The organism is Ignavibacteriales bacterium (assembly GCA_016700155.1).
Lineage (GTDB): Bacteria > Bacteroidota > Ignavibacteria > Ignavibacteriales > Ignavibacteriaceae.
This window is the reverse complement of record CP065001.1, coordinates 415,334-435,942: the sequence shown is the minus strand read 5'-3', so window position 1 is coordinate 435,942 and position 20,609 is coordinate 415,334. Positions and strand designations below refer to the sequence as shown.

Annotated in this window: 17 protein-coding genes; 9 read left to right on the top strand and 8 right to left on the bottom strand. The window is 36.4% G+C overall.

From position 1 onward, the window contains the following. Positions 1-33: 33 nt before the first annotated feature. The 3 genes from IPM56_01720 to IPM56_01710 all read right to left on the bottom strand — a co-directional run bounded on the left by IPM56_01720 (position 34) and on the right by IPM56_01710 (position 2,443). A complete protein-coding gene (locus IPM56_01720; protein ID QQS36701.1) occupies positions 34-1,179 on the bottom strand; it encodes a DnaJ domain-containing protein in 1,146 nt (381 codons plus the stop codon). 2 nt (positions 1,180-1,181) lie between these two features. Beyond that, positions 1,182-1,841 (bottom strand): hypothetical protein, encoded by a 660-nt coding sequence (locus tag IPM56_01715; protein QQS36700.1) that lies wholly within the window; start codon positions 1,839-1,841, stop codon positions 1,182-1,184. A 374-nt stretch (positions 1,842-2,215) separates the two neighbouring features. Next, the gene (locus IPM56_01710; GenBank protein ID QQS36699.1) at positions 2,216-2,443 is read right to left on the bottom strand and encodes a hypothetical protein; all 228 of its coding nucleotides are present in this window, start codon (positions 2,441-2,443) and stop codon (positions 2,216-2,218) included. Positions 2,444-2,488: 45 nt separating this feature from the next. Between IPM56_01710 and IPM56_01705 the strand changes: the two genes are divergently transcribed. After that, entirely contained in the window at positions 2,489-2,701 is a 213-nt protein-coding gene (locus IPM56_01705; protein QQS36698.1) for a hypothetical protein, read from the top strand. Between the two features lie 175 nt (positions 2,702-2,876). On the opposite strand, the gene IPM56_01700 is transcribed toward IPM56_01705, so the two are convergent. Then, a complete protein-coding gene (locus tag IPM56_01700) occupies positions 2,877-5,897 on the bottom strand; it encodes a T9SS type A sorting domain-containing protein (GenBank protein QQS36697.1) in 3,021 nt (1,006 codons plus the stop codon). 367 nt (positions 5,898-6,264) lie between these two features. On the opposite strand from IPM56_01700, the gene tdh reads away from it, so the two are divergent. The 4 genes from tdh (at position 6,265) to IPM56_01680 (ending at position 9,441) form a co-directional block, all read left to right on the top strand. Further along, a complete protein-coding gene (tdh, locus tag IPM56_01695) occupies positions 6,265-7,290 on the top strand; it encodes an L-threonine 3-dehydrogenase (protein ID QQS38199.1) in 1,026 nt (341 codons plus the stop codon). Between the two features lie 73 nt (positions 7,291-7,363). Next, positions 7,364-7,738: a four helix bundle protein gene (locus IPM56_01690; protein ID QQS36696.1), complete on the top strand. Its 375-nt coding sequence runs from the start codon at positions 7,364-7,366 to the stop codon at positions 7,736-7,738. 82 nt (positions 7,739-7,820) lie between these two features. After that, entirely contained in the window at positions 7,821-9,011 is a 1,191-nt protein-coding gene (locus IPM56_01685) for a glycine C-acetyltransferase (GenBank protein QQS36695.1), read from the top strand. Positions 9,012-9,066: 55 nt separating this feature from the next. Next, positions 9,067-9,441: a GxxExxY protein gene (locus IPM56_01680; GenBank protein QQS36694.1), complete on the top strand. Its 375-nt coding sequence runs from the start codon at positions 9,067-9,069 to the stop codon at positions 9,439-9,441. Positions 9,442-9,514: 73 nt separating this feature from the next. On the opposite strand, the gene IPM56_01675 is transcribed toward IPM56_01680, so the two are convergent. Both IPM56_01675 and IPM56_01670 read right to left on the bottom strand, forming a co-directional pair. After that, positions 9,515-10,405, bottom strand: coding sequence for a DMT family transporter (locus tag IPM56_01675; protein QQS36693.1), 891 nt, complete (start codon positions 10,403-10,405; stop codon positions 9,515-9,517). Positions 10,406-10,452: 47 nt separating this feature from the next. After that, positions 10,453-10,857, bottom strand: coding sequence for a helix-turn-helix transcriptional regulator (locus IPM56_01670; GenBank protein ID QQS36692.1), 405 nt, complete (start codon positions 10,855-10,857; stop codon positions 10,453-10,455). Positions 10,858-11,874: 1,017 nt separating this feature from the next. On the opposite strand from IPM56_01670, the gene IPM56_01665 reads away from it, so the two are divergent. Further along, entirely contained in the window at positions 11,875-12,720 is an 846-nt protein-coding gene (locus IPM56_01665) for a hypothetical protein (GenBank protein QQS36691.1), read from the top strand. After that, on the top strand, positions 12,707-13,729 hold the full coding sequence (locus IPM56_01660) for a toll/interleukin-1 receptor domain-containing protein (GenBank protein QQS36690.1): 1,023 nt from the start codon (positions 12,707-12,709) through the stop codon (positions 13,727-13,729). The genes IPM56_01665 and IPM56_01660 overlap by 14 nt, the downstream gene beginning before the upstream one ends. A 398-nt stretch (positions 13,730-14,127) precedes the next feature. Here the strand turns inward: IPM56_01660 and glnA are convergent, their stop codons facing one another. Further along, entirely contained in the window at positions 14,128-15,510 is a 1,383-nt protein-coding gene (gene glnA / locus IPM56_01655) for a type I glutamate--ammonia ligase (protein QQS36689.1), read from the bottom strand. A gap of 166 nt (positions 15,511-15,676) precedes the next feature. Beyond that, positions 15,677-16,969, bottom strand: coding sequence for a phosphopyruvate hydratase (eno, locus tag IPM56_01650; GenBank protein QQS36688.1), 1,293 nt, complete (start codon positions 16,967-16,969; stop codon positions 15,677-15,679). A gap of 184 nt (positions 16,970-17,153) precedes the next feature. On the opposite strand from eno, the gene IPM56_01645 reads away from it, so the two are divergent. Then, positions 17,154-18,080 carry an EamA family transporter gene (locus tag IPM56_01645; protein QQS36687.1) on the top strand — a complete coding sequence of 309 codons (927 nt, stop codon included), beginning with the start codon at positions 17,154-17,156 and terminating at the stop codon, positions 18,078-18,080. Positions 18,081-18,208: 128 nt separating this feature from the next. Beyond that, on the top strand, positions 18,209-20,596 hold the full coding sequence (locus tag IPM56_01640) for a transporter substrate-binding domain-containing protein (protein ID QQS36686.1): 2,388 nt from the start codon (positions 18,209-18,211) through the stop codon (positions 20,594-20,596). Positions 20,597-20,609: the final 13 nt, after the last annotated feature.

Below are 20,609 nucleotides of genomic sequence, written 5' to 3'. Positions count from 1 at the left end.
TTCTTTACTTATTAAAGATGTTATATTTCTTCCTCATACAATATCAGAGATAAGTTGATTTAATTCCAATAGAATTTGACCTTCTCTTATTTGTGAATGATTTTTAAAAATGAATTTGTAATCTTTATGATAAAGTTTGTAGTATTGATATAGCCTAATGAGTAGTGATAGTCTTTCATATGAAAGACCTTGTTTTAATAAGAGTTCAATTAATGCACTAACAAGTCCTTTATCATCATTAATTCTGTACGTAAAAACAAATTGTCCTTTTAAATTTTCACCTAAATCGGCTAGCTGGGAAATGTAATCAACTACATTTTTTATTTGAGTTTCATTTAGCTGTACTTTGCCAGAGCTACTTCTAATTCTATTCTTAATTTCTTTAAATATAATTTTAGCAGATTCTTCGCTTTTTACTTCGCGCATACTTTCTCTAAAAGATTTTTCAGGAACTGATGATTCATAGAAGATTGGGTTAGGTTTACTTCGAGAATAATCTAAAAACCTATCTAAAAATTCTTTGCGTAATGATAATACATTAATTGCACCACTTTTATAATCATTTGTATTCTGATCGGGAATACTTGTTGAGCTAGTTGTAAAAATTTGGGTCGGAATACCTACTATTGTAGCGTTTATTAAATTAGACAAATATCTTTCTTGTCTTGCGATGGTTTTAATTCTTTTAAAAAATTTATTTCTTTTTAATAGTGATGTTCCAGCAAAGATAGTAGAAAGCAAATCAATAAGTCTTTTCTTATGACCAGTTAAAATTGATTCTGAGATTAACTCTAAAGTATCTTGAGAAAATATGTTGTCAATTTGACTAAAAAATATGTCTGAAAAATTTGATGGAACATTCCCAAATTGTCGTCGTGGTAGAACGATAAAATCAAGATGCAAGCGATCAATAAAAGAAATAAAATCGTAAAAAATTGTTGAATCGTTAAAGATATTTTGCTTAGCAGTTTCATCTTTTTTAACAGAATACTGTTTGGGAAGATTTATTAGCAAATAACTGTAAGCATTATAAATATCTATAAATCTTGAATATTCAGATTTGCCAGAAATATCTGGGTGATATTTTTTTGCTAAATTTCTAAATGAATTTTTTACTTGTGATAGAGAATAATCTGGATTATCAATTTCCAGAACTTTATATGCGTCTGAAATCGTCATTTCTAAAGGCTCTCAAAAAATTCATCGGCTCTAAAACTACCACGATTAGCTTTGGGATATAATACTGTAACCAATCCTTTATTACAATAATATCGAGTTCTATACTGAAGTATGGGTTCAACTTTATAACTTCCCCAAGTGTGTTCATATATTTTCAAGTCAGGGTGAGTTAATATTTCTAAATGTTCTTCATTTGTATCTATCGTTTCTGGGAAAGCTCGTTCCTCAGCATAAATCAAAATATAAGCAGGTGTCAAGATTAAATAATCAAAAGTAAAACCATATTGCTGTTCTAAATTTTCCCCTATATAACTCTTTCTAAATTCATTAAAGCTATCATTTATAACGTCAGAGTCTTCAAAAATTTTATTTGCAGAATACCATATAATTCGCATTGTATCTTGTTCAATTTCAATACCCGTGATATAATTTGTACTATAACCATCTGGTAAGTCTAATATAAGAGTGTTTCCACATTCCTTTATAAAAATTTTTATAACATTAAATGCTTCATCAATATTGGAAATTTTAATTAATGGTGGGAAATTATTTTTAATTGCTTTCATAGAAAGAGACCAAAAGTCAAATAATCCTAATTCAACAAAATGGGTTTCTCTATTAATGAAACTCTTATCTTCTTTATTTATTACATATCTTTTCATAGAAATAGGACTAATACATATCCCCGAATTGGCGGTTCTCAATCCGGTTGATATTCACGAATTATTTTCTGATCTATAAACCGCTTACTTAAATCAACAAAGGCTTAAACTATTTTTATAAAATTATTTAGCGATAATTTTATAATTCAGTCCTGGTTTATAGTTGAGAAAAATATTCTCCTCTACAAACTCATAACTCATCACTCTTAACTCATAACTATTTTCTCTCCCGATCCGCTTTCCACATACAAGCCTAACCTGTACAACTGCCGCAAAGCCTGCCCCGGGATTTTTTTTGATTTGGTAACTGGGGCGACATAAATTCAATAGCAACTTAAACCAACCAAAAACAAAACTCAACCAAAATTTAAAAATCACACACCCCTCTCCTTACTAAGGAGAGGGGGAAGGGGTGAGGTTGTTTCTTTCCTCTTCTTCTCAATAAACCTCTTCCCCTCCTCCACCTTACCCGCGGATATGTAATAAGCAGTAAAAGGCGAAAACCCCGCCTTCCTCAAAAACCCGGTCGGACTCTGTATCCCGCGTGCCGCAAACACAGACTTGAAATTAAACTTTAACTTAACACCAACCCTTTCCCCCATTTATTCAACAAAAACAAAAAAAATTTCTTTATGTATGTATGATATGTGAATGGATACGTACTGAATGTGAACAGATATGTACTCAACGTGAACAGGAATGTATTTAATCTGAACGGGAATGTTCTTAACGTGAATGAGAATGTACTCGATGTGTATAGAAATGTATTAAACGAGAATGGAAATGTGCTCAGTGTGAACGGGAATGTACTAAACTTGAATCAGAATGTACTCTTTGTAAACTCAAAACTCCTTAACTAGATAAGATCAGCGATTCCACCTGCGGGGTACAAGTTTTAATTTTTGAAGTACTTGGGATTAGTGATATCTCCCGGCCTGAAGCAAGTTGATTTGACAATAGCCCAATAAAAAAGGCGACCATTCCTGATCGCCTTTAGATTCATATTTTACTTTGGGTAAAATACCATCAACTTCATTACTTCATCAGCACAAATTTTTTCGATGCGGTAAAGTTCTTTGTTTCCAACCTGTAGACGTACATTCCGCTTGAAAGATTTTCCGGTTGGAATTTCACATCATACCTGCCGGCTTTTTGCGTTTCATTAATTAATGTAGCAACCTTTTCACCAAGCAGGTTATAAATTGCAAGTGTAACAAATCCTTCTTCAGGAATTGAATAACTTATTTTTGTGGTTGGATTAAAAGGATTCGGATAGTTTTGTTCAAGTGAATAAACATAAGGAACTTTTACTTTCACTTCAACTTCCGGTGAATACTCATATGTTCCGTCAAAGTCGATTTGTTTCAACCTGTAAGAATATCTTCCTGCCGGTACTTTTGAATCGACAAATGAATAAAGCTTCGCCTGTGTTGTTGTACCGTAACCTTCAACAAATCCGACTTTCTGGAATTCATTATCAATTGATTTTCTTTCAACTTCGAAACCATTGTTGTTGGTTTCAGTAGCAGTTGACCAGCTTAACATCACAACATCATCATTAGCTGAAGCTGAGAATGATGTTAATTCAACAGGTGTAACATATGTACCTAAAACTGCAAAGTTGTCAACAGTCCACCACCAGTCCCATCCGGGTTGAACTGATCTTAGCCTGATTTTAACATTAGATTGACCCGCGGCAAGCTGACTGATATTGATTGATTCATGTGTATTTCTAACATCAACACCAACCTGGTCCCAAACACCTGTCCAGGTGGTTCCGCCATCTGTGCTGATTTCAAGATGAGCTTCGTCCTGTGCATCCAGAATTCTCCAGTCGTTATCAAAATGAATAACAACTAACGGGTAGTTACTGCAATTAAATGTTTGCGTGATCATTGACGTTGTATTCATTGTTGTATTACTGCCGCAATCATCAGATTCGGCAGAGAATACTCCTCCTGATGATGCTGCGGGTAACGTATACGTATTCGGGTAAGGCGGGGTAAAGATTTCCCAAACGCAGGCTCCACCATTGTTAGTGATAGTCCATGCGCCTGTTCCGCTTTCAAACTTGTCCGAAAAAAGTGTATCAGTAACCTGGTTAGGATCTGTGACATTTATGTAATCAACTTTTGTTTTTGTCGCGAAATTTGTGCCGTCTGAAACAGTAAGCTTAACAGTAAAAACTCCGAAGTTAGTGTAAGTCCATTGCGGGTCTTCAACAGTTGCATCAACAACTCCGTCATTATTAAAATCCCACTGCCAGGAGGTAATCGGGTTAGGCTGTCCGATTGATAAATCTGTAAACTGAACTGTCAGCGGTGCATTTCCTGAAGTTATGTTTGCCGTAAAATCAGGAGTGATAGGGCCCTCAATATATCCCCGGTCTGCAAATACGGGAATGATTTGAGCAAGGTGGCTTCCGCTGTAAACCGTCTGGTCGGCGGCAATAAATGCATTTGCTGCATCCTGCTGGTTTGAACTGCTGTTTGTCATTGCAAGTGCTTCAAGAAAATCCGTATCCGTAGCTTCTTTACCTATAAGATCCCAGATCGACATTAATGATGAAGCCCACATCTGACCATCAGTATGAATGGTACCGGTTAAACCCTGAGGATAGTGAGCAGTGTAATTAACAATACGTCCGGCCCAGAATGGATTATGTCCATCCCAAACAAATACCCAGAAGTAGGCTGGGTGCGATGGAGTTAGTATTCCTTTGCCTCTGATATATGATGTGGTCCAGTAATCTCCACATCCTTCGCTTAATCCCTGAACCTGTGAAAGTGAGCCGGCGGTTAACCAGTCATGAATACCGTGACCTAATTCGTGTAACACAACACCAACATCTTCAGCATCATCAACGCCGCCATCCCCGAATGCCAGTTGTCCGGTTGAAGGTATATAGTGAGAGTTATCATCACCGCTTAATCCATGAGGATCAACACGTACACCACCTGTATATTGGAATGGGTGTAAAGTAATGCCTAATGAATCATTAATCCATCTCATTGAAGCATCAATAAGAAAGTAAACATTTACAGCTTCAAAATTATCGCTGCTCCTTGTATAATGGAATTCACTTGTTGCACTTGTGTGGAGTCCGGTAAATGGAGATTCAAAATCCACTATCTCCGCATATGGACCTTTTAAAGAATATACTCCGCCCTCAAATGTAATATCATTTAAAACTCTGAACTCACGGTGGGCAGTAAGCGAATCCGAATCGAGGTCATTATTGTCAACAAAACCTGCTGTTCCATAGGATGTTCTTGCATGAGTGATTGGATCCGGATCAAATACGTATCCGGTCCCGTTTACTAGATTTGGATTATCGGGACCATCTTTATGATAGCAGGATTTATCGACAACTCTAAAAATTTCGCCCGATTGAGCATTTACCATAACTTCCCAGTCACCGTATACACCTTCTTTCGGTACTATATTTACAAGTTGCGCAAGTGTAAACTGACCTTTGTTGAAATAGACTACCGTTTGTGATTTTTCAAGCTCTATTGAGCTGGATACTCCTAGATATTGTTTGGCTGATGCCAGAGCATCCTGTGCTGAGATATTTAAAGTTGAAAGGTCAGGTGATTCTTTAGTATCATACGAAACTTTGTAACCATTCATTACGAAAATGACTTGGTTGTTACTATTAATCGTAACGTTTATTGTAGAATTGTAAACAGGATAATCTCCAATATATTGAGCAAAGTGAATGTGATACCCTGCCCTGGTTTCCGTTGTAGTTACATACCGAAGGTCGCTAAGATCACTTTTAATTTTTAATATTTGAGCGTTTTCAAAAAGATATTGCTCAGCCATTTGCCTGGGTAAAGCAGGTGTAACCGCATAATCCGGTTTGTATAAAGCTACAGGAATTCCTGAATTCACATCATATCTGATGTTATTCCGGACAATACTATTTTCCTGTACGTCAGGGTTAATTATTAATGACCTGTTCTGAACAGGTTTCTGCGAATAAGAAAAATTATACGCAAACAACATAACGATCAGAACGAATCCAAAATGTCTGAAGATACTTTTAACCATTTAAGACTCCGAAAAAAAATTTTAAAATATAAAGATTACAAGAAGTAATATTTGTCGATCAAACTTACAGATTAATTCTATCCATTTACAATAGAGTAATTATTTAAAATTATTAGTATGAATAAATAAATTTCATTCAATCAGTTAATTTGTGTCAACTGTCAACATTAGGTATTTATAAATAATTAAAGCCGCTTACCAGAAAAATTCATTTAGATTGCCTAAATAAGAAAGTCTAACTGTATTTAAATCCCGTTTGTCCTTTGTCCGCCTTATCTCTAATTTTGTAAAGTAAATTTTATTTAAGTATGAATTAGAAAATGACTCTCACCAAACACATTTCTAAAAGGAAATTATTATGCAAAAGATGAAAGCACTCGTAAAAAAATATGCAAAGCCGGGAATCTGGATGGATGAAGTTCCTGTTCCCGAATACGGTCCGAATGATGTGCTGATAAAAATTCAAAAAACATCTATATGCGGAACTGATATTCACATCTATAACTGGGATGAATGGGCTCAAAAAACAATTCCGGTTCCAATGCATGTCGGACACGAGTATGTGGGAATCGTCGAAGCATTTGGCAGCAACGTTCACGATGTAAAAGTCGGAGAACTTGTAAGCGGTGAAGGTCACATTGTTTGCGGAACATGCCGCAACTGCCGTGAAGGTCGCGGACATCTTTGCCCGAATACAAAAGGTGTTGGTGTTAACCGTCCCGGATGTTTCGCGGAATATCTTGTAATTCCTGTATCAAATATCTGGCATTGCGATCCAAAACTTCCCAAAGAATATTTTTCAATATTTGATCCGCTTGGAAATGCAGTACATACGGCATTAGCATTCGACGTACTTGGTGAAGATGTATTGATAACAGGCGCGGGACCTATAGGTATTATGGCTGCCGCTGTTGTTAAACATTCAGGCGCAAGAAATATTGTTATCACTGATATGAATCCTTACAGGTTAGACCTTGCAAAGAAAGTCGGCGTTACGAGAGCAGTTAACATCAAAGAAGAAAAACTGAGTGACGTAATGAAAGACCTTGGGATGGTTGGAGGTTTTGATGTCGGACTTGAGATGAGCGGTAGTCCTTACGCATTTAATGATATGATTGATGTAATGTACCACGGCGGCAAAATGGCTCTGCTTGGTATTCTTCCTGAGAAAGCAGCAATCAACTGGAACAAGGTTATATTCAATGGTCTTACCATTCGCGGTATTTACGGACGAATGATGTTTGAAACCTGGTTCAAGATGCAGGCAATGGTTCAAAGCGGACTTAACCTCAATACAATTATCACACACCGCTATAAGATTGACAATTACCTTGAAGGCTTTGAGATAATGAAGTCTGGGAATTCAGGTAAAGTTGTGCTGGATTGGGAGTGAGTCTGGATGCAGGTTGCTGGATACTAGCTACAAGAGAATCGAAATAAATTTTAACAATTCTTTATGATTGAAAATGAGTTACAAGAATTTAGAAATATGGCAGCTTGCAAGAGAATTGGTTATAGAGATTCATAAAATGACTTTAGCATTACCTAAAATTGAAATGTATGAAGAAGGAAGTCAAATCAGAAGATCCTGTAAATCTGTGAAGTCAAATATTGTAGAAGGATACGGAAGAAGAAATTATAAAAGTGATTATATACGGTTTATAACAATGGCTTTAGCTTCTAATGATGAAACGATTGATCATCTCGAGACTTTGTTCGAAACCATGTCTCTTACAGATAATGTATTGTACGATGAACTTCACTCTAAACTTGAAACGTTAGGTAAAAAGCTAAATCGTTTTTTGCAATCAGTTGATAAGGAACATTTAAGCGACAAATAATTTATTAACACTGGCTATACATGTTGTCTTGATTTAACCAGAATCCAGCATCATGTATCCAGTATCGAACATAGGAGACAAAATGTTTATAAATATTAAATCACACTACACAGACATTCTTTCACAAATTGAATCCGAAGGTTTGCTCAAGAAGGAACGTATCATCACCTCGCCACAACGCGCAAATATTGAAGTGAAAGGTGGACAGAAAGTTTTAAATATGTGCGCTAATAATTATCTCGGGCTTGCTGATAATCCCGAAATAATTAATGCTGCCAAAGAAAGTTTTGAGCATTGGGGATATGGTCTTTCATCTGTCAGGTTTATCTGCGGAACTCAGGATGTTCACAAACAGCTTGAACAAAAGATAACCGAGTTTCTTGGAACAGAAGATACAATCCTTTACACATCTTGCTTTGATGCTAACGGCGGATTATTCGAAACACTTCTCGGTGAAGAAGATGCAATTGTAAGTGATGAGTTGAATCACGCGAGTATCATTGACGGAATCCGTTTGTGTAAAGCGCAACGTTATCGCTACAAGAACAATGATATGAATGATCTTGAAGAAAAATTAAAAGAAGCTAAGGCAAATAATGCCAGACACATTCTTATCGCTACCGATGGCGTGTTTTCAATGGATGGTTACATCGCAAACTTAAAAGGCATTTGTGATCTTGCCGACAAGTATAACACAATGGCAATGGTTGATGATTCACATGCAGTTGGATTTATGGGTAAACATGGTAAAGGTACTCACGAACACAATGATGTAATGGGAAGAATAGATATCATCACCGGAACTCTCGGCAAAGCACTCGGCGGTGCGAGCGGCGGTTACACAAGCGGAAGAAAAGAACTTATCGATTTATTAAGACAACGTTCACGACCATATCTTTTTTCAAATACAGTTGCACCGGCAATTGTTGCAGCATCTATAAAAGTTCTTGATATGTTAAGTTCAACAACAAACTTACGCGACAAGCTTGAAGAGAACACAAAATATTTTCGTGAAAAGATTTCTAAAGCAGGATTTGAAATAAAGAAGGGTGTTCATCCAATTGTACCAATTATGTTCGGGGATGCAGCGCTGTCGCAAAAGTTCGCTGCGAAGATGCTTGAGAAAGGCGTGTATGTGATCGGCTTCTTCTTTCCTGTGGTACCAAAAGGAACAGCGAGAATACGTGTGCAGATTTCTGCGGCACATACAAAAGCCGATCTTGATTTTGCAGTTGAGAAATTTATTGAAGTGAAAAAGGAACTTGGGATTTAAAAGAAAGAATTTCACAGAGTTCCACTGAGAAGACACAGAGAAACACGGAGAAAAATTGGAAGAGTTTAATGAATTAACACAAAAAATTATTGGCTGTGCACTTGAAGTACACAAAAGTCTTGGACCGGGATTACTTGAATCAGCTTATGAAGAGTGTTTGTGTTATGAATTAGATAAATCAAAATTATTTTATGAGAGGCAAAAAGCTGTTCCTGTAGTTTATAAAGAGATTAAACTTGAATGTGGTTACAGATTGGATTTACTGATCGAAAACAAAGTAGTAGTTGAATTAAAATCAATCGATTTAATCGCGCCAGTTCATACTGCACAAATATTAACATACATGAGATTTGCTGAAAAGAAGATTGGACTATTGATTAATTTCAACGTAACGAAACTAAAAGATGGTCTTAAAAGATATGTGTTATAAACTCAGTGTAACTCCGTTCCGCCTCGGCGGATTCTCTGTGTTTCTCAGTGAAATTCTTTTTGCCTTAAAGACTTCACCTTAAAAATAACATAGCAACACCAGCCACTGCAAGTACAGCCCCGGTATATGCCCGCCAGTCTAACTTCTCTTTGTAAATATATCGCAGCATCGGCAGCATAATTATCGGCATTGTTGACATTAGTGTTGCGGCTATTCCGACCTTTGTGTTAGCAACCGCAATTAAACTGCAGGTTATACCAAGGTATGGACCAAGTATAGTCCCAAGCAGTGTTGCACCGAAAGCGGATTTATTGTTCGAATAAAGTCTGATTGGATTTTTATATCGCTTAATAAGTAATGCAGCAGGAAGTAAAATCAATATCGAAGAAAACACTCTTACGAATGTTGCAACAAATCCGTTTATATCACCTTCTTCAAAAGCGAACTTGGCAAAGATAAGTCCTGCTGATTGACCAAGCGCTCCCATAAATCCAAAAAACAGTCCCACAGTTGTGATTTTATATTTTGCATTTGGATCAGTTTCTTTTCCAAGCACAACCAATGCAATACCGCCAAGTGTTACGAATATTCCTATCAAACCTAAAAAAGAAATTCTTTCACCAAGAAAAATGTATGCGAGCAATGTTGACATTGCCGGTGATAATGCCATCAGCAGCATGCTTATTCTCGCGCCGATGTAGCGGTACCCTTTAAATAAGAATGAATCACCGATGACAAGTCCGATTACACCGCTAATGATAAGGTTTGTGTATTGTGATGATGAAAGATTAAAACTGAAATTCATTATAAGTATCGTAGAGATGAGAAGCACCGAAGCCATAATCATCCTGTTGATGTTAAGCTGAAGTGATCCTGTTTTTTCTGCGGCTGATGAAAATGCAAGTGATGTTCCCGACCAGAGGAATGCAGTTGCAAGCGCGCTTAGTTCACCAAGGTATGGCATTAGTTCTTTCCGGATAATTTACTGTGTGAACTTAGTGAAAATATTTTTTATGTGTTGTTGAGTAGTTGTGTCTTTAGTGTTTTTATTTGTTGTGTGAAGTCGTTGAGTTTATCTATGGGGATGTCGTCTATTATGTTTGCGAGTTGTTCGGGGATGCCGGGGTGGATTAGTTTTGTAAGGGGGTGGTTGGGGATTGGTGGTTGGGGATTGGTCGTTGGGGATTGGTGGTTGGGGATTGGTCGTCGGGGATCGGGGGTGTATTGGATTATGTCGTTGGGAGTGCAGTGGAGCGCGAGGCAGAGTTTTTCTATTTGTGTGAGTTTGAGGGCTGAAAATTTATTCCTGATTATGCGGGCGGCGGTTTGTTTGTCGAAGCCATTCTTTGTAAGGAAAGCAATTTTGTTTTTGATTGCACGCTGTGCGAACAGTTTGTTAAGGTTGTATGTAAGCATATAAATCTCCTGCCGGTTGTTTTTGGATTGTTGACTAAATGTTTTGGCAATGTTAATTAATAGTTTGAGAAGTTGCAATAGTAAGTTGAGAATGTTAGTTAATAAGTCGAGAATGTTGAATAATAAGTTGAGAAGTTTGATTAATAAGTCGAGAATGTTAGTTAATAAGTTGAGAATGTTGAGTCATAAGTTGAGCATATTAAGTCATAATTTGAGAAGTTTGATTAATAATTTGAGAATGTTGGATAATAAGTTGAGAATGTTGGATAATAAGTTGAGAAGTTTGGTTAATAGGTTGAGAAGTTTTGTGGGTGTTTTGTGGGGGTTTGTTTGTTTTTTGCGTAAAATGAGGGGTGGGGAGGGAAATTTGCGAGGTTAATTGGGGGTGGGTGTTTTTTTTAAGGCAGAGGCGTAGTGTGTTAGGGACTGTCACGGCTTGGGCCGTGACAGGCAAGAAACGGGATTTGTGGTTTGTGAGGCATGGGTGGGGCGCAAGGGTTTGCGCCGCTACGGTTTTTTGTTTTAACCTTAGTAACTAATTAAGTGAGTAAATTTTTTTACCTTATTAGCTTATTGTTTTTTTTGATAAGGTAATAAGGTTTTTATTGTTTGTAATTTTAGAGCGTTACTAAGGTTAGGATTTTATAGTATTGTTGAATGGATAGTAGTTTTTATTGCGGGGTTTGGATGGAGCTTGTTTTGGATGCGGTGAGGACGTAATCGGGCTGAAGGAGGTTGTGAGTGTAGAGGGAAGATCAAAATTATTTTAATCGTAGTTACATTTCATAAATATCTTTCCTAAGTTTGTATCAATAACTATTAGCGGGCTCTATGAATTATCTATACTTTGGTGACTGCTTTCACTTGCTCAGGGATATTATTCCTGATGAATCTGTTGATTTAATTTTTATCGACCATTCTTTCAAACTGAATCTACCGAAGCAAAATATCACATTTAAAGCAGCGCTGTTAAAAGGTAAATTGAAACAGAGTCAGATTATGTTGGAGGTTTGAGGGATGTTTCGAAGTAAAAATAAATCAAGAAAATCATTTGATGAAGTTGAAGCAATTTATCGAGCGCACAGTAGTTTCTTAATGATGGTAGGAGGGGTCGTTGCTGTTGTGACATTAGTTTTTTTAATAGGCGGATATTTTACTTATTCGAATATCAATGAAACAATGGATGATGTTAGATTAAAAACTAAAAAATTCGAAGATAATATTAGAGATTCAATGAATTATCATGTAGATGTTGTAAGAAGAAATGTTGTACAACAAATTGAAAAAGAGTTTGACTCAAAAAACATTCGAGAATTAATTGAAGAGGTGGCAAGATATAAAGTTCAGCAATATGGAGACAAAAGAATTACAGAGATGATTGACTCAATATTGACTCCTAAAATTGAGTTGACAAATCTGGAACTCCTCAAACTTGCTGCTCAGAATGATAGTAGGCGATCATTAGATGAATTGAGAAAATTAAGTTCAAATTATTCATATTCATTTAGGACAGATGCAAAAAGATATTTTGATGAAGTCATTAATGAATATAATAATCCAATTTATCCTACTTACTTACAATTAAATTCCGAAGATGACATAGATTTGTATAAAATGAATGTTGAGGAATTGTCCAAACTCTATAGTTCAGTGGGAAAAGTAAGTAGACAATTGATTATCTATCATGTCAAAAGCTTAAAAGACCTACCATCTAAAACGAAGCGGGAGTTCTTCATTTCAAAATTGAAGATTGAAAAAAGCATTGAAATCTCAATAAGATTATCTTCTATTCTAATCCAGGAATTAAATTTGTCACTTAAACCAACTGAGTGGGATCGGGTATTAAATTATGGAAAGAATTAATAAACCACGCGTATTCCTTTCATACTCTTCAAATGACAAAGAATTTGTAAAGAAAGCGTTTGATGATCTGATGCGTTGTCAGATTACTCCATGGCGCGATGAAATTGAAATTCGGACAGGAAAATCTTTCCTGAAAACGATATTTGAAGATGGAATACCTACGTGCGATTCTGTATTAGTCTATTTGACTGAGGATTCGATTAAGTCAAAGTTTGTTGAAAGAGAATTGGATGTTGCATTGTTAAGTGAATTAAATGATAAAAATATTAGCATATTACCTTATGTTTCCGAAAAGTCATTGAGAAGTAGGTTAAGAGTGGATTTACAAAGTCTTCAACTCCCTGAATGGAACAAAAAAAATTATAACGTAGTTTTTCCCCAAATTGTCGCTGAGATATGGTTGAGTTATTTAGAAACTGCATCTAAAGCATTGTTGATGCCAATTCAAAACGAAAAATTGAAACTCGAATTGGAATTGGAAAAGTTCAGAGTAGATGATTCTGCACCATTTACAAAATCTGAAATAAAAGAATTTGAATTTTTATACTCAATTATTAATAAACGATCATTTGTTGAAGTTACATTGTCAGAAGAGCGTACATCTCTTATAGTTGCCAAAATTAAGGATAAAATTACATATTCTATAAGTACCATTGAATTATTAATAATGCTTATGAAAAAATGTTTCAACAATAATTCAGGCATCGGTATTAACTCAGATCAAACTTATACGGTAAATTCGTTTTTGAAAAGTATTATTTATAATATTCTAAGTACCCGTATTAAAACTGAAAAGTTAGAAATTACAAAAGTAATATTATCACAATTCCCATACCTTGAATTAAAATCTTCAAAATTAATTAAAGTTGAAAACAACGTTATGATTTTCTTGGATAAGACGTACAGGTTTTATCATTGGTTAACTTTTAAAAAAATAATTATAGATGATTTGGATTTTGTTCGGACGGGAAATGCAATTCCATTAGAGAAAAAAATTAAGGTGCGCTGAATTTATACTTGGTATTTACTTCAATATTTAAAGAATTGCATACTTTACCACTCCTTAGCAAAATTCTTTCCATCAGATTTTTTCTGCTGAGATTTTTCCGACTCTATATTTTCGATTTTATCTTTGGTAGGCAAGATTGAGGTACTACTGTATGTGGTCTAAGATTCCGGACAAGCCGGAATGACGGTGTGAGGAGGATGCGGAAACAATTGCGGATGCTGAAACGAGTTCAGCATGACATTGTTCTGCATTACAATATTATGGTTGGTAAACATAACACTTAATAGAAAGGAATTGTCAAAGACCATTCCCTTCATTTTAATTTTTTATTGGTATGATTTTTATACTGGTTAGCACTAACACCGTAGGGGACGCATATTATGCGTCCCCGTGCACGGTTATAAATTGAAGTACATTTTGTATTCGAACGGATGCGGCATTGTTCCTATCGACATAATTTCTTCCTGCTTTAATTTTACCCATTGATCAAGCAGTTCATCTGTAAAGATATTTCCTCTCCTTAAGAAATCATTATCGGCATTAAGTGCGTCAAGCGCTTCCGCAAGATTCCTTGGAAGGAAATGTATATGTTCTCTGAAACTGTCGTCTAAAAAGTTTTTATCTATCGGACCAAAACCTTCGCGAACAGGATCAATCTTGTTAACAACTCCGTCTATACCTGCAAGCAGCATTGCGACAAGACATAAATATGGGTTTGCCGTTGCGTCTGGCGGACGGTATTCAAATCTTGTTTCGTCTGGATTGGAAACATACTTTGGTATTCTTATCGCAGATGCCCTGTTACCCTGTCCGTAAGTTAATGCAACGGGAGCTTCATATCCGGGAACTAATCTTTTGTACGAGTTTGTACTCGGGTTTGTAAATGCTGATAGTGCCGGACCGTGTTTTAACATTCCGCCGATAAAATATCTGCCAAGTTCATTTATGTTTCCGTACTCACCTTTTTTATAGAATGCGTTCTTCCCTTTCTTAGTAAGATAAAGGTGAAGGTGCATTCCGTTGCCTGCCTGCTGATACATCGGCTTGGGCATAAATGTAATGTACAATCCTTTTTCTTTTGCAAAGTTGAACAGCACATACTTAGCAGTGACTATATGATCTGCGGTGTTTAGTAAATCTGTGAAGTACAGTTCTATTTCCTGCTGTCCTCGCTCACCAACTTCGTGATGATGATATTTAACATTGATACCCTGTGCTTTTAAAATTTTACATGCTTCATCGCGGAAGTCATCGTACTCATCAAAGGGATTTGCAGCGTGATATGCTTTCTTATAAAACTCTTCTGCGTGTTCTACTTTGTAGTATGAAGTAGCTGTACGTGTATCATATTCAACTTTTGAGAAGATATAAAATTCAAACTCAGGTCCCCATAAAGATTTTTCAGCGCCTGTAATTTGTTTTAAAAGCAGTTCCGCTTTTTTAGCAAGGTATCTTCCGTCCTGGCTGAAAGGACTTCGCTTTTCATCAGTTAAAACTATGTGTGAATAAAAACTTAATGTAGGTGCATCCCTGAATGGATCAACAACTGCTGTTGAAAGATCGGGAAGCATGATCATATCACTGTTTTCCACTTTGCGGAAACCATAACTTGATCCATCAAAGCCGACACCTTCGGATAAAAGTTTTTCTAATATGTTGTCATAAACCGGAAGTGATATGTGATGCAGTCTTCCTGATAGATCAATTGCTTTAAGATCAACGAACTCGATCTTCTTTTGTTTAATTATGTTTTTACATTTCTGCAGATTTTTGTCAGGCATAAATCCCCGCTTAATCAGTTGAGAAAAAAAGAGGCTGCCTCCCAAAAGTCATTCCGAACTTGTTTCGGAATCTCTGACTTCATTTCTGAAGTAAAATAAGAACCTGAAACAAGTTCAGGTTGACATAACTTTTTGAGGCAACCTCTTCATTAAATAATTTATTTAACTATGCTGTATAGTTTAAAGCAGCTATACCGGGATAAACAGCGCTGTTGCCGAGTTCTTCTTCAATACGGATAAGCTGATTGTATTTTGCAATCCTGTCCGTTCTTGAAAGTGAACCGGTTTTTATTTGTCCAGCGTTCGTTGCAACAGCAATATCAGCAATAGTTGTGTCTTCCGTTTCACCTGATCTGTGGCTTATAACATTTGTGTAGCTTGCAACTTTTGCCATTTCAATTGCTTCAAGTGTTTCGGTAAGCGTACCGATCTGGTTAACTTTTATAAGAATTGAATTTGCGATTCCCTTTTCAATTCCCTGTGAAAGACGTTTTGTATTTGTAACAAAAAGATCATCACCAACAAGCTGAATTTTGTCACCGAGTTTTTCCGTGAGTAACTGCCAGCCGTTCCAATCGTCTTCAGCCAGTCCGTCTTCAATAGAAACGATAGGATATTGTTTTGTCCAGTTCTCATAAAACTCAATAAGTTTTTGAGCAGTCATTTCCGCTTTTGTTGATTTGAAGAACTGGTAAACATTTTTTTCTTTCTGGAACATTTCACTTGACGCAACATCAAGAGCAAGTGCAATTTCTTCACCCGGTTTGTAGCCGGCTTTTGTTATTGCTTCAAGAATAACTTCAACAGCTTCATCATTTGATTTAAGGTTCGGTGCAAATCCGCCTTCATCACCAACTGCAGTGTTATAACCTTTTTTACCTAATACCGATTTTAATGCGTGAAAAGTTTCCGCACCCATTCTTACTGCTTCAGCAAAGTTTGGTGCGCCGACGGGAACGATCATAAATTCCTGGAAGTCCACATTGTTATCAGCGTGTTTTCCGCCGTTAAGTATGTTCATCATTGGAACAGGTAATGTTCTTGCGTTAACGCCCCCGATGTAACGGTATAAAGGCATTTCAAAAGTTTCAGCAACTGCTTTTGCGCATGCAAGTGAAACACCGAGCATTGCATTAGCTCCGAGTGAACTTTTATTTTCTGTACCGTCCATTGTTACAAGGAATTGATCAATGCCTATCTGGTCTGATGCATCAAAGTCTATAAGTTCGTCAGCGATTTTATCGTTAACATTTTCAACTGCTTTAAGTACACCTTTGCCAAGGTATCTTGATTTATCACCGTCACGAAGTTCAACAGCTTCGTGTTCGCCTGTTGATGCGCCGCTTGGTACTGCTGCTCTTCCTATTACGCCGCTTTCTAATTGTACTTCAACTTCAATTGTAGGATTACCTCTTGAATCCAGAATTTCACGTCCGAGTATATCTACTATAGTTGTCATTGTTTCTCCTGATCTGTCATATTGTTTGAATGTATTTAGTTATCAAAAATTGCTATACAAAATTAGATAAAGGGGTATGAAAAAAAAAGTAAAACGTCAATCCGTGTAATTATTATTTCATCACAATATTCACCGGCAAGTATTGCTTTTTAGTTATATTGACAGCCGTTAAAAACAATGGACTATGAACAAAGAAAACTTCAGAGCGTATTTAGCGTGGATAATGATATGCATTGTTTGGGGCACAACTTATTTAGCAATAAGAGTTGGTGTTGAACATTTACCTCCAATGTTGTTTGCCGGTTTCCGCTGGATAATTGCAGGTTCTATTTTTATGACATTCCTTTACCTCAGAGGAAAACATCTTCCTTCAAAAAAAGAAGTCGTACATCTTGGTATTATGGGCTTACTACTGTTAGGCGGAGGCAATGGTCTTGTTGTTGTAGCAGAGCAATGGATACCAAGCGGATTAACAGCATTGATAATCACTACTATTCCTTTCTGGATAATAGGCTTGGAAACTTTCTTTCCTGACAGACCTAAACTGAATCTGACTTCTATTGCGGGATTAATTCTCGGCTTGCTTGGTATACTTTTAATTTTTGGACGCGACATTTCAACTATGTTTAACAGTTCATATATAGTCGGGATAATAAGTCTTCTTGCCGCAGAATTTTTCTGGGCGCTTGGAACATTATATTCTAAACATAAAAAGATAAGTGTTCATCCTTTGATGGGAGCCTCTGTACAGATGCTTGTCGCCGGTGTTGTACTCACTTTGCTTGGTACTTCGCTTGGTGAATTTTCAGTATTTACTCTTGAAACAAACAGCACTTTAGCATTACTCTATTTGATATTTGCCGGATCAATAATAGGATATGGTTCATATATCTATGCAGTTGCGCATTTGCCTCTTTCACTTGTATCAACGTATGCTTATATAAATCCGGTGATAGCTTTATTCTTAGGCTGGCTTATATTGAATGAACATATCGATTCAATTACAATTGTTGCATCGGTAATTGTTTTTGCGGGAGTGGCTCTTGTAAAACGCGGGGATGATTTGAATAAAAAGAAAATCCGTGCTGAAATTGTTCAGAATGAAAAATAAATTTGTTCTCGGATGGTTTAATAAATCTTATTATATTTTCATTGGTTAGCAGACACTATGACTCAATGATTCATGAATAATTATGTTTGTGAAGCTTACCTCTCTCAATAAAATACTCTGATGATAAAATGCCGGTCTCAAAAATAATAAAGAATATTTTTTCTGTTTTTATACCTCTTAGAGCAATTGCATTTGCAGCTCTCTCCATCATATTAAACCTGGAAATTTCTGCACAGCAAATAAATGAACTTGTGTATGTGGGAGATAAAGGATATCCCCCTTACGAATACCTTGATCAAAGTGGTAAACCGGCTGGTTTTAATGTTGAATTGATAAGAGCGATCGGTAAAATTTTAAACAAAGATGTTCGCGTTGAATTAATGAATTGGACTGATGCGCGGAAAAAAATTGATAAAGGAAGCGCCGATATACTTTCAATGTTTTACCTTCCTCAACGGTCGGAGAATGTAGATTTCGGAGATGCATTTACAATTATCAATCACCAGATTTTTATAAGAAAAGATTCCCCTCCGGTTTCAGCACTTGAAGAATGCTTCGGTAAAGAAATTATTCTTCAGGATCATGCCTATGTTCATGATTTACTGTTATCGATGCAAACTGATGTAAACCTGATTCTTGTTAATGATGAACCGTCTGCGTTGAAGTTATTGTCTTCGGGTAAACATGATTGTACAATACTCGGCGAACAGGTTGGCAGATATGTCATCAACAAACTGGATTTAGACAACGTTACAACAAGCGGTCCCCCGCTTCTTCCCTGTGAATACAGGCTCGCAGTCAAAAAAGGTAATACAAAATTATTAATGGAGCTTAACCGGGGTCTTGGTGAAATAAAATTAAACGGTACTTTTGATAAAATCTATAATAAGTGGCTACTGATTGATGATGACCCTGGAATAATTAAATTCTTAAGCAGGTACCTGCAGTACATACTGGGTGCCCTGCTTTTGATAACAATTCTAATTCTAATCATAACTGTTCATTACAAAAATAAACTTCAGAAAAGTTCAAATGACCTGATGAGTGAACTTGAGAAGCGAAAGAAGATTGAGGATGAACTCAGGTACAGTCAGCAGATGCTGGACAAAGCACAGAAGATTGCAAACCTTAGCAACTGGGAGCTTGATCTGAAAACTAACCGAATGACCTGGTCGCATCATATTTATGAAATCTTCGGTATTCCGGAAGACAGAATTTCAGCTCAGTACCAGGATCTATTTTCAGCCATTCATCCTGAAGACAGGCAGAAAAGAATTAATGCTCAATCAGATGCGTTAACCAACAGAAAGCCGATGGTAGTTGAATACAGGATCGTACGTCCTGATGGCGCAGTAAGAAATATTCTTACCAAAGGTGAATTCAGTTATGATGAACAAAATAATCCGGTCAGGATTTTCGGAACTGCGCAGGATATCACTGAAAGAAAACTTCTTGAAGATGCACTAAAAAATTCAGAAGAGAGATACAGATTGTTATTCAAGAACAATCCATTACCAATGTGGGTTTACAATACTGAAACACTCAGGTTTCTTGCAGTTAACTCTGCCGCTGAACAGAAATACGGTTACACGCGTGAAGAATTTTTATCTATGACGATTGAAGATATCCGACCTGTTACTGAAGTAAAAAAATTAAGAGAATTTATAAAAAAGAATTTCAATGATTTTAACTATGCGGGAATCTGGCAGCACAAAAAAAAGGACGGAACAGTTATTAACGCTGAAATCGCTTCTCATTCAATTAATTTTGGAATCGAACCCGCCCGGTTGATCTTAGCTAATGATGTAACAGAAAAATTAATTGCTGAAGAAGAACTCCGGAATTCTAAAGAACAACTCAGACAGCTTGCGGCAAATCTACAGAATATAAGAGAAGAGGAAAGGACTGCAGTTGCACGGGAAATCCATGATGAACTTGGACAGGTTCTTACGTACCTTAAAATAAATTTAACACTGCTGGGAAAGAATATTTCTTCTGGTGATCAAAGTCATCATAAATTTGACTTTCAATCCGAGATAAAAGGAATGACTGAGATAATTGACAAAGCTGTTAAGCGAATAAGGAAATTGATTACTGAACTAAGACCCGAAGTTCTTGATAATCTTGGACTGATCCCCGCATTGGAATGGCAGATACAGGAATTTTCAGAGAAGACCGGGATTAAGCATTCATTCAAAAAAGCGATGGATGATTTAGAAATAAATAACCAGGCTGCAATAGCTGTCTTCAGGATTTTCCAGGAAGCATTGACAAACGTAGTTAAACACGCCAGTGCGACAGAAGTCTGTGTAAACCTTTATTCAAAGGACTCCAAATTAATGATGGATATTTCAGACAACGGCGTTGGTATTGACAAAACAAAATTGGAAAAGAAAAAAACATTCGGTCTGCTTGGTATGAAAGAGAGAACAATTATACTTGGCGGAAATTTTAAAATTGATTCGGATGACGGTAAAGGGACAAGATTATCTATCGAAGTTCCCATAAGTATTTAACAATTAAAATAAT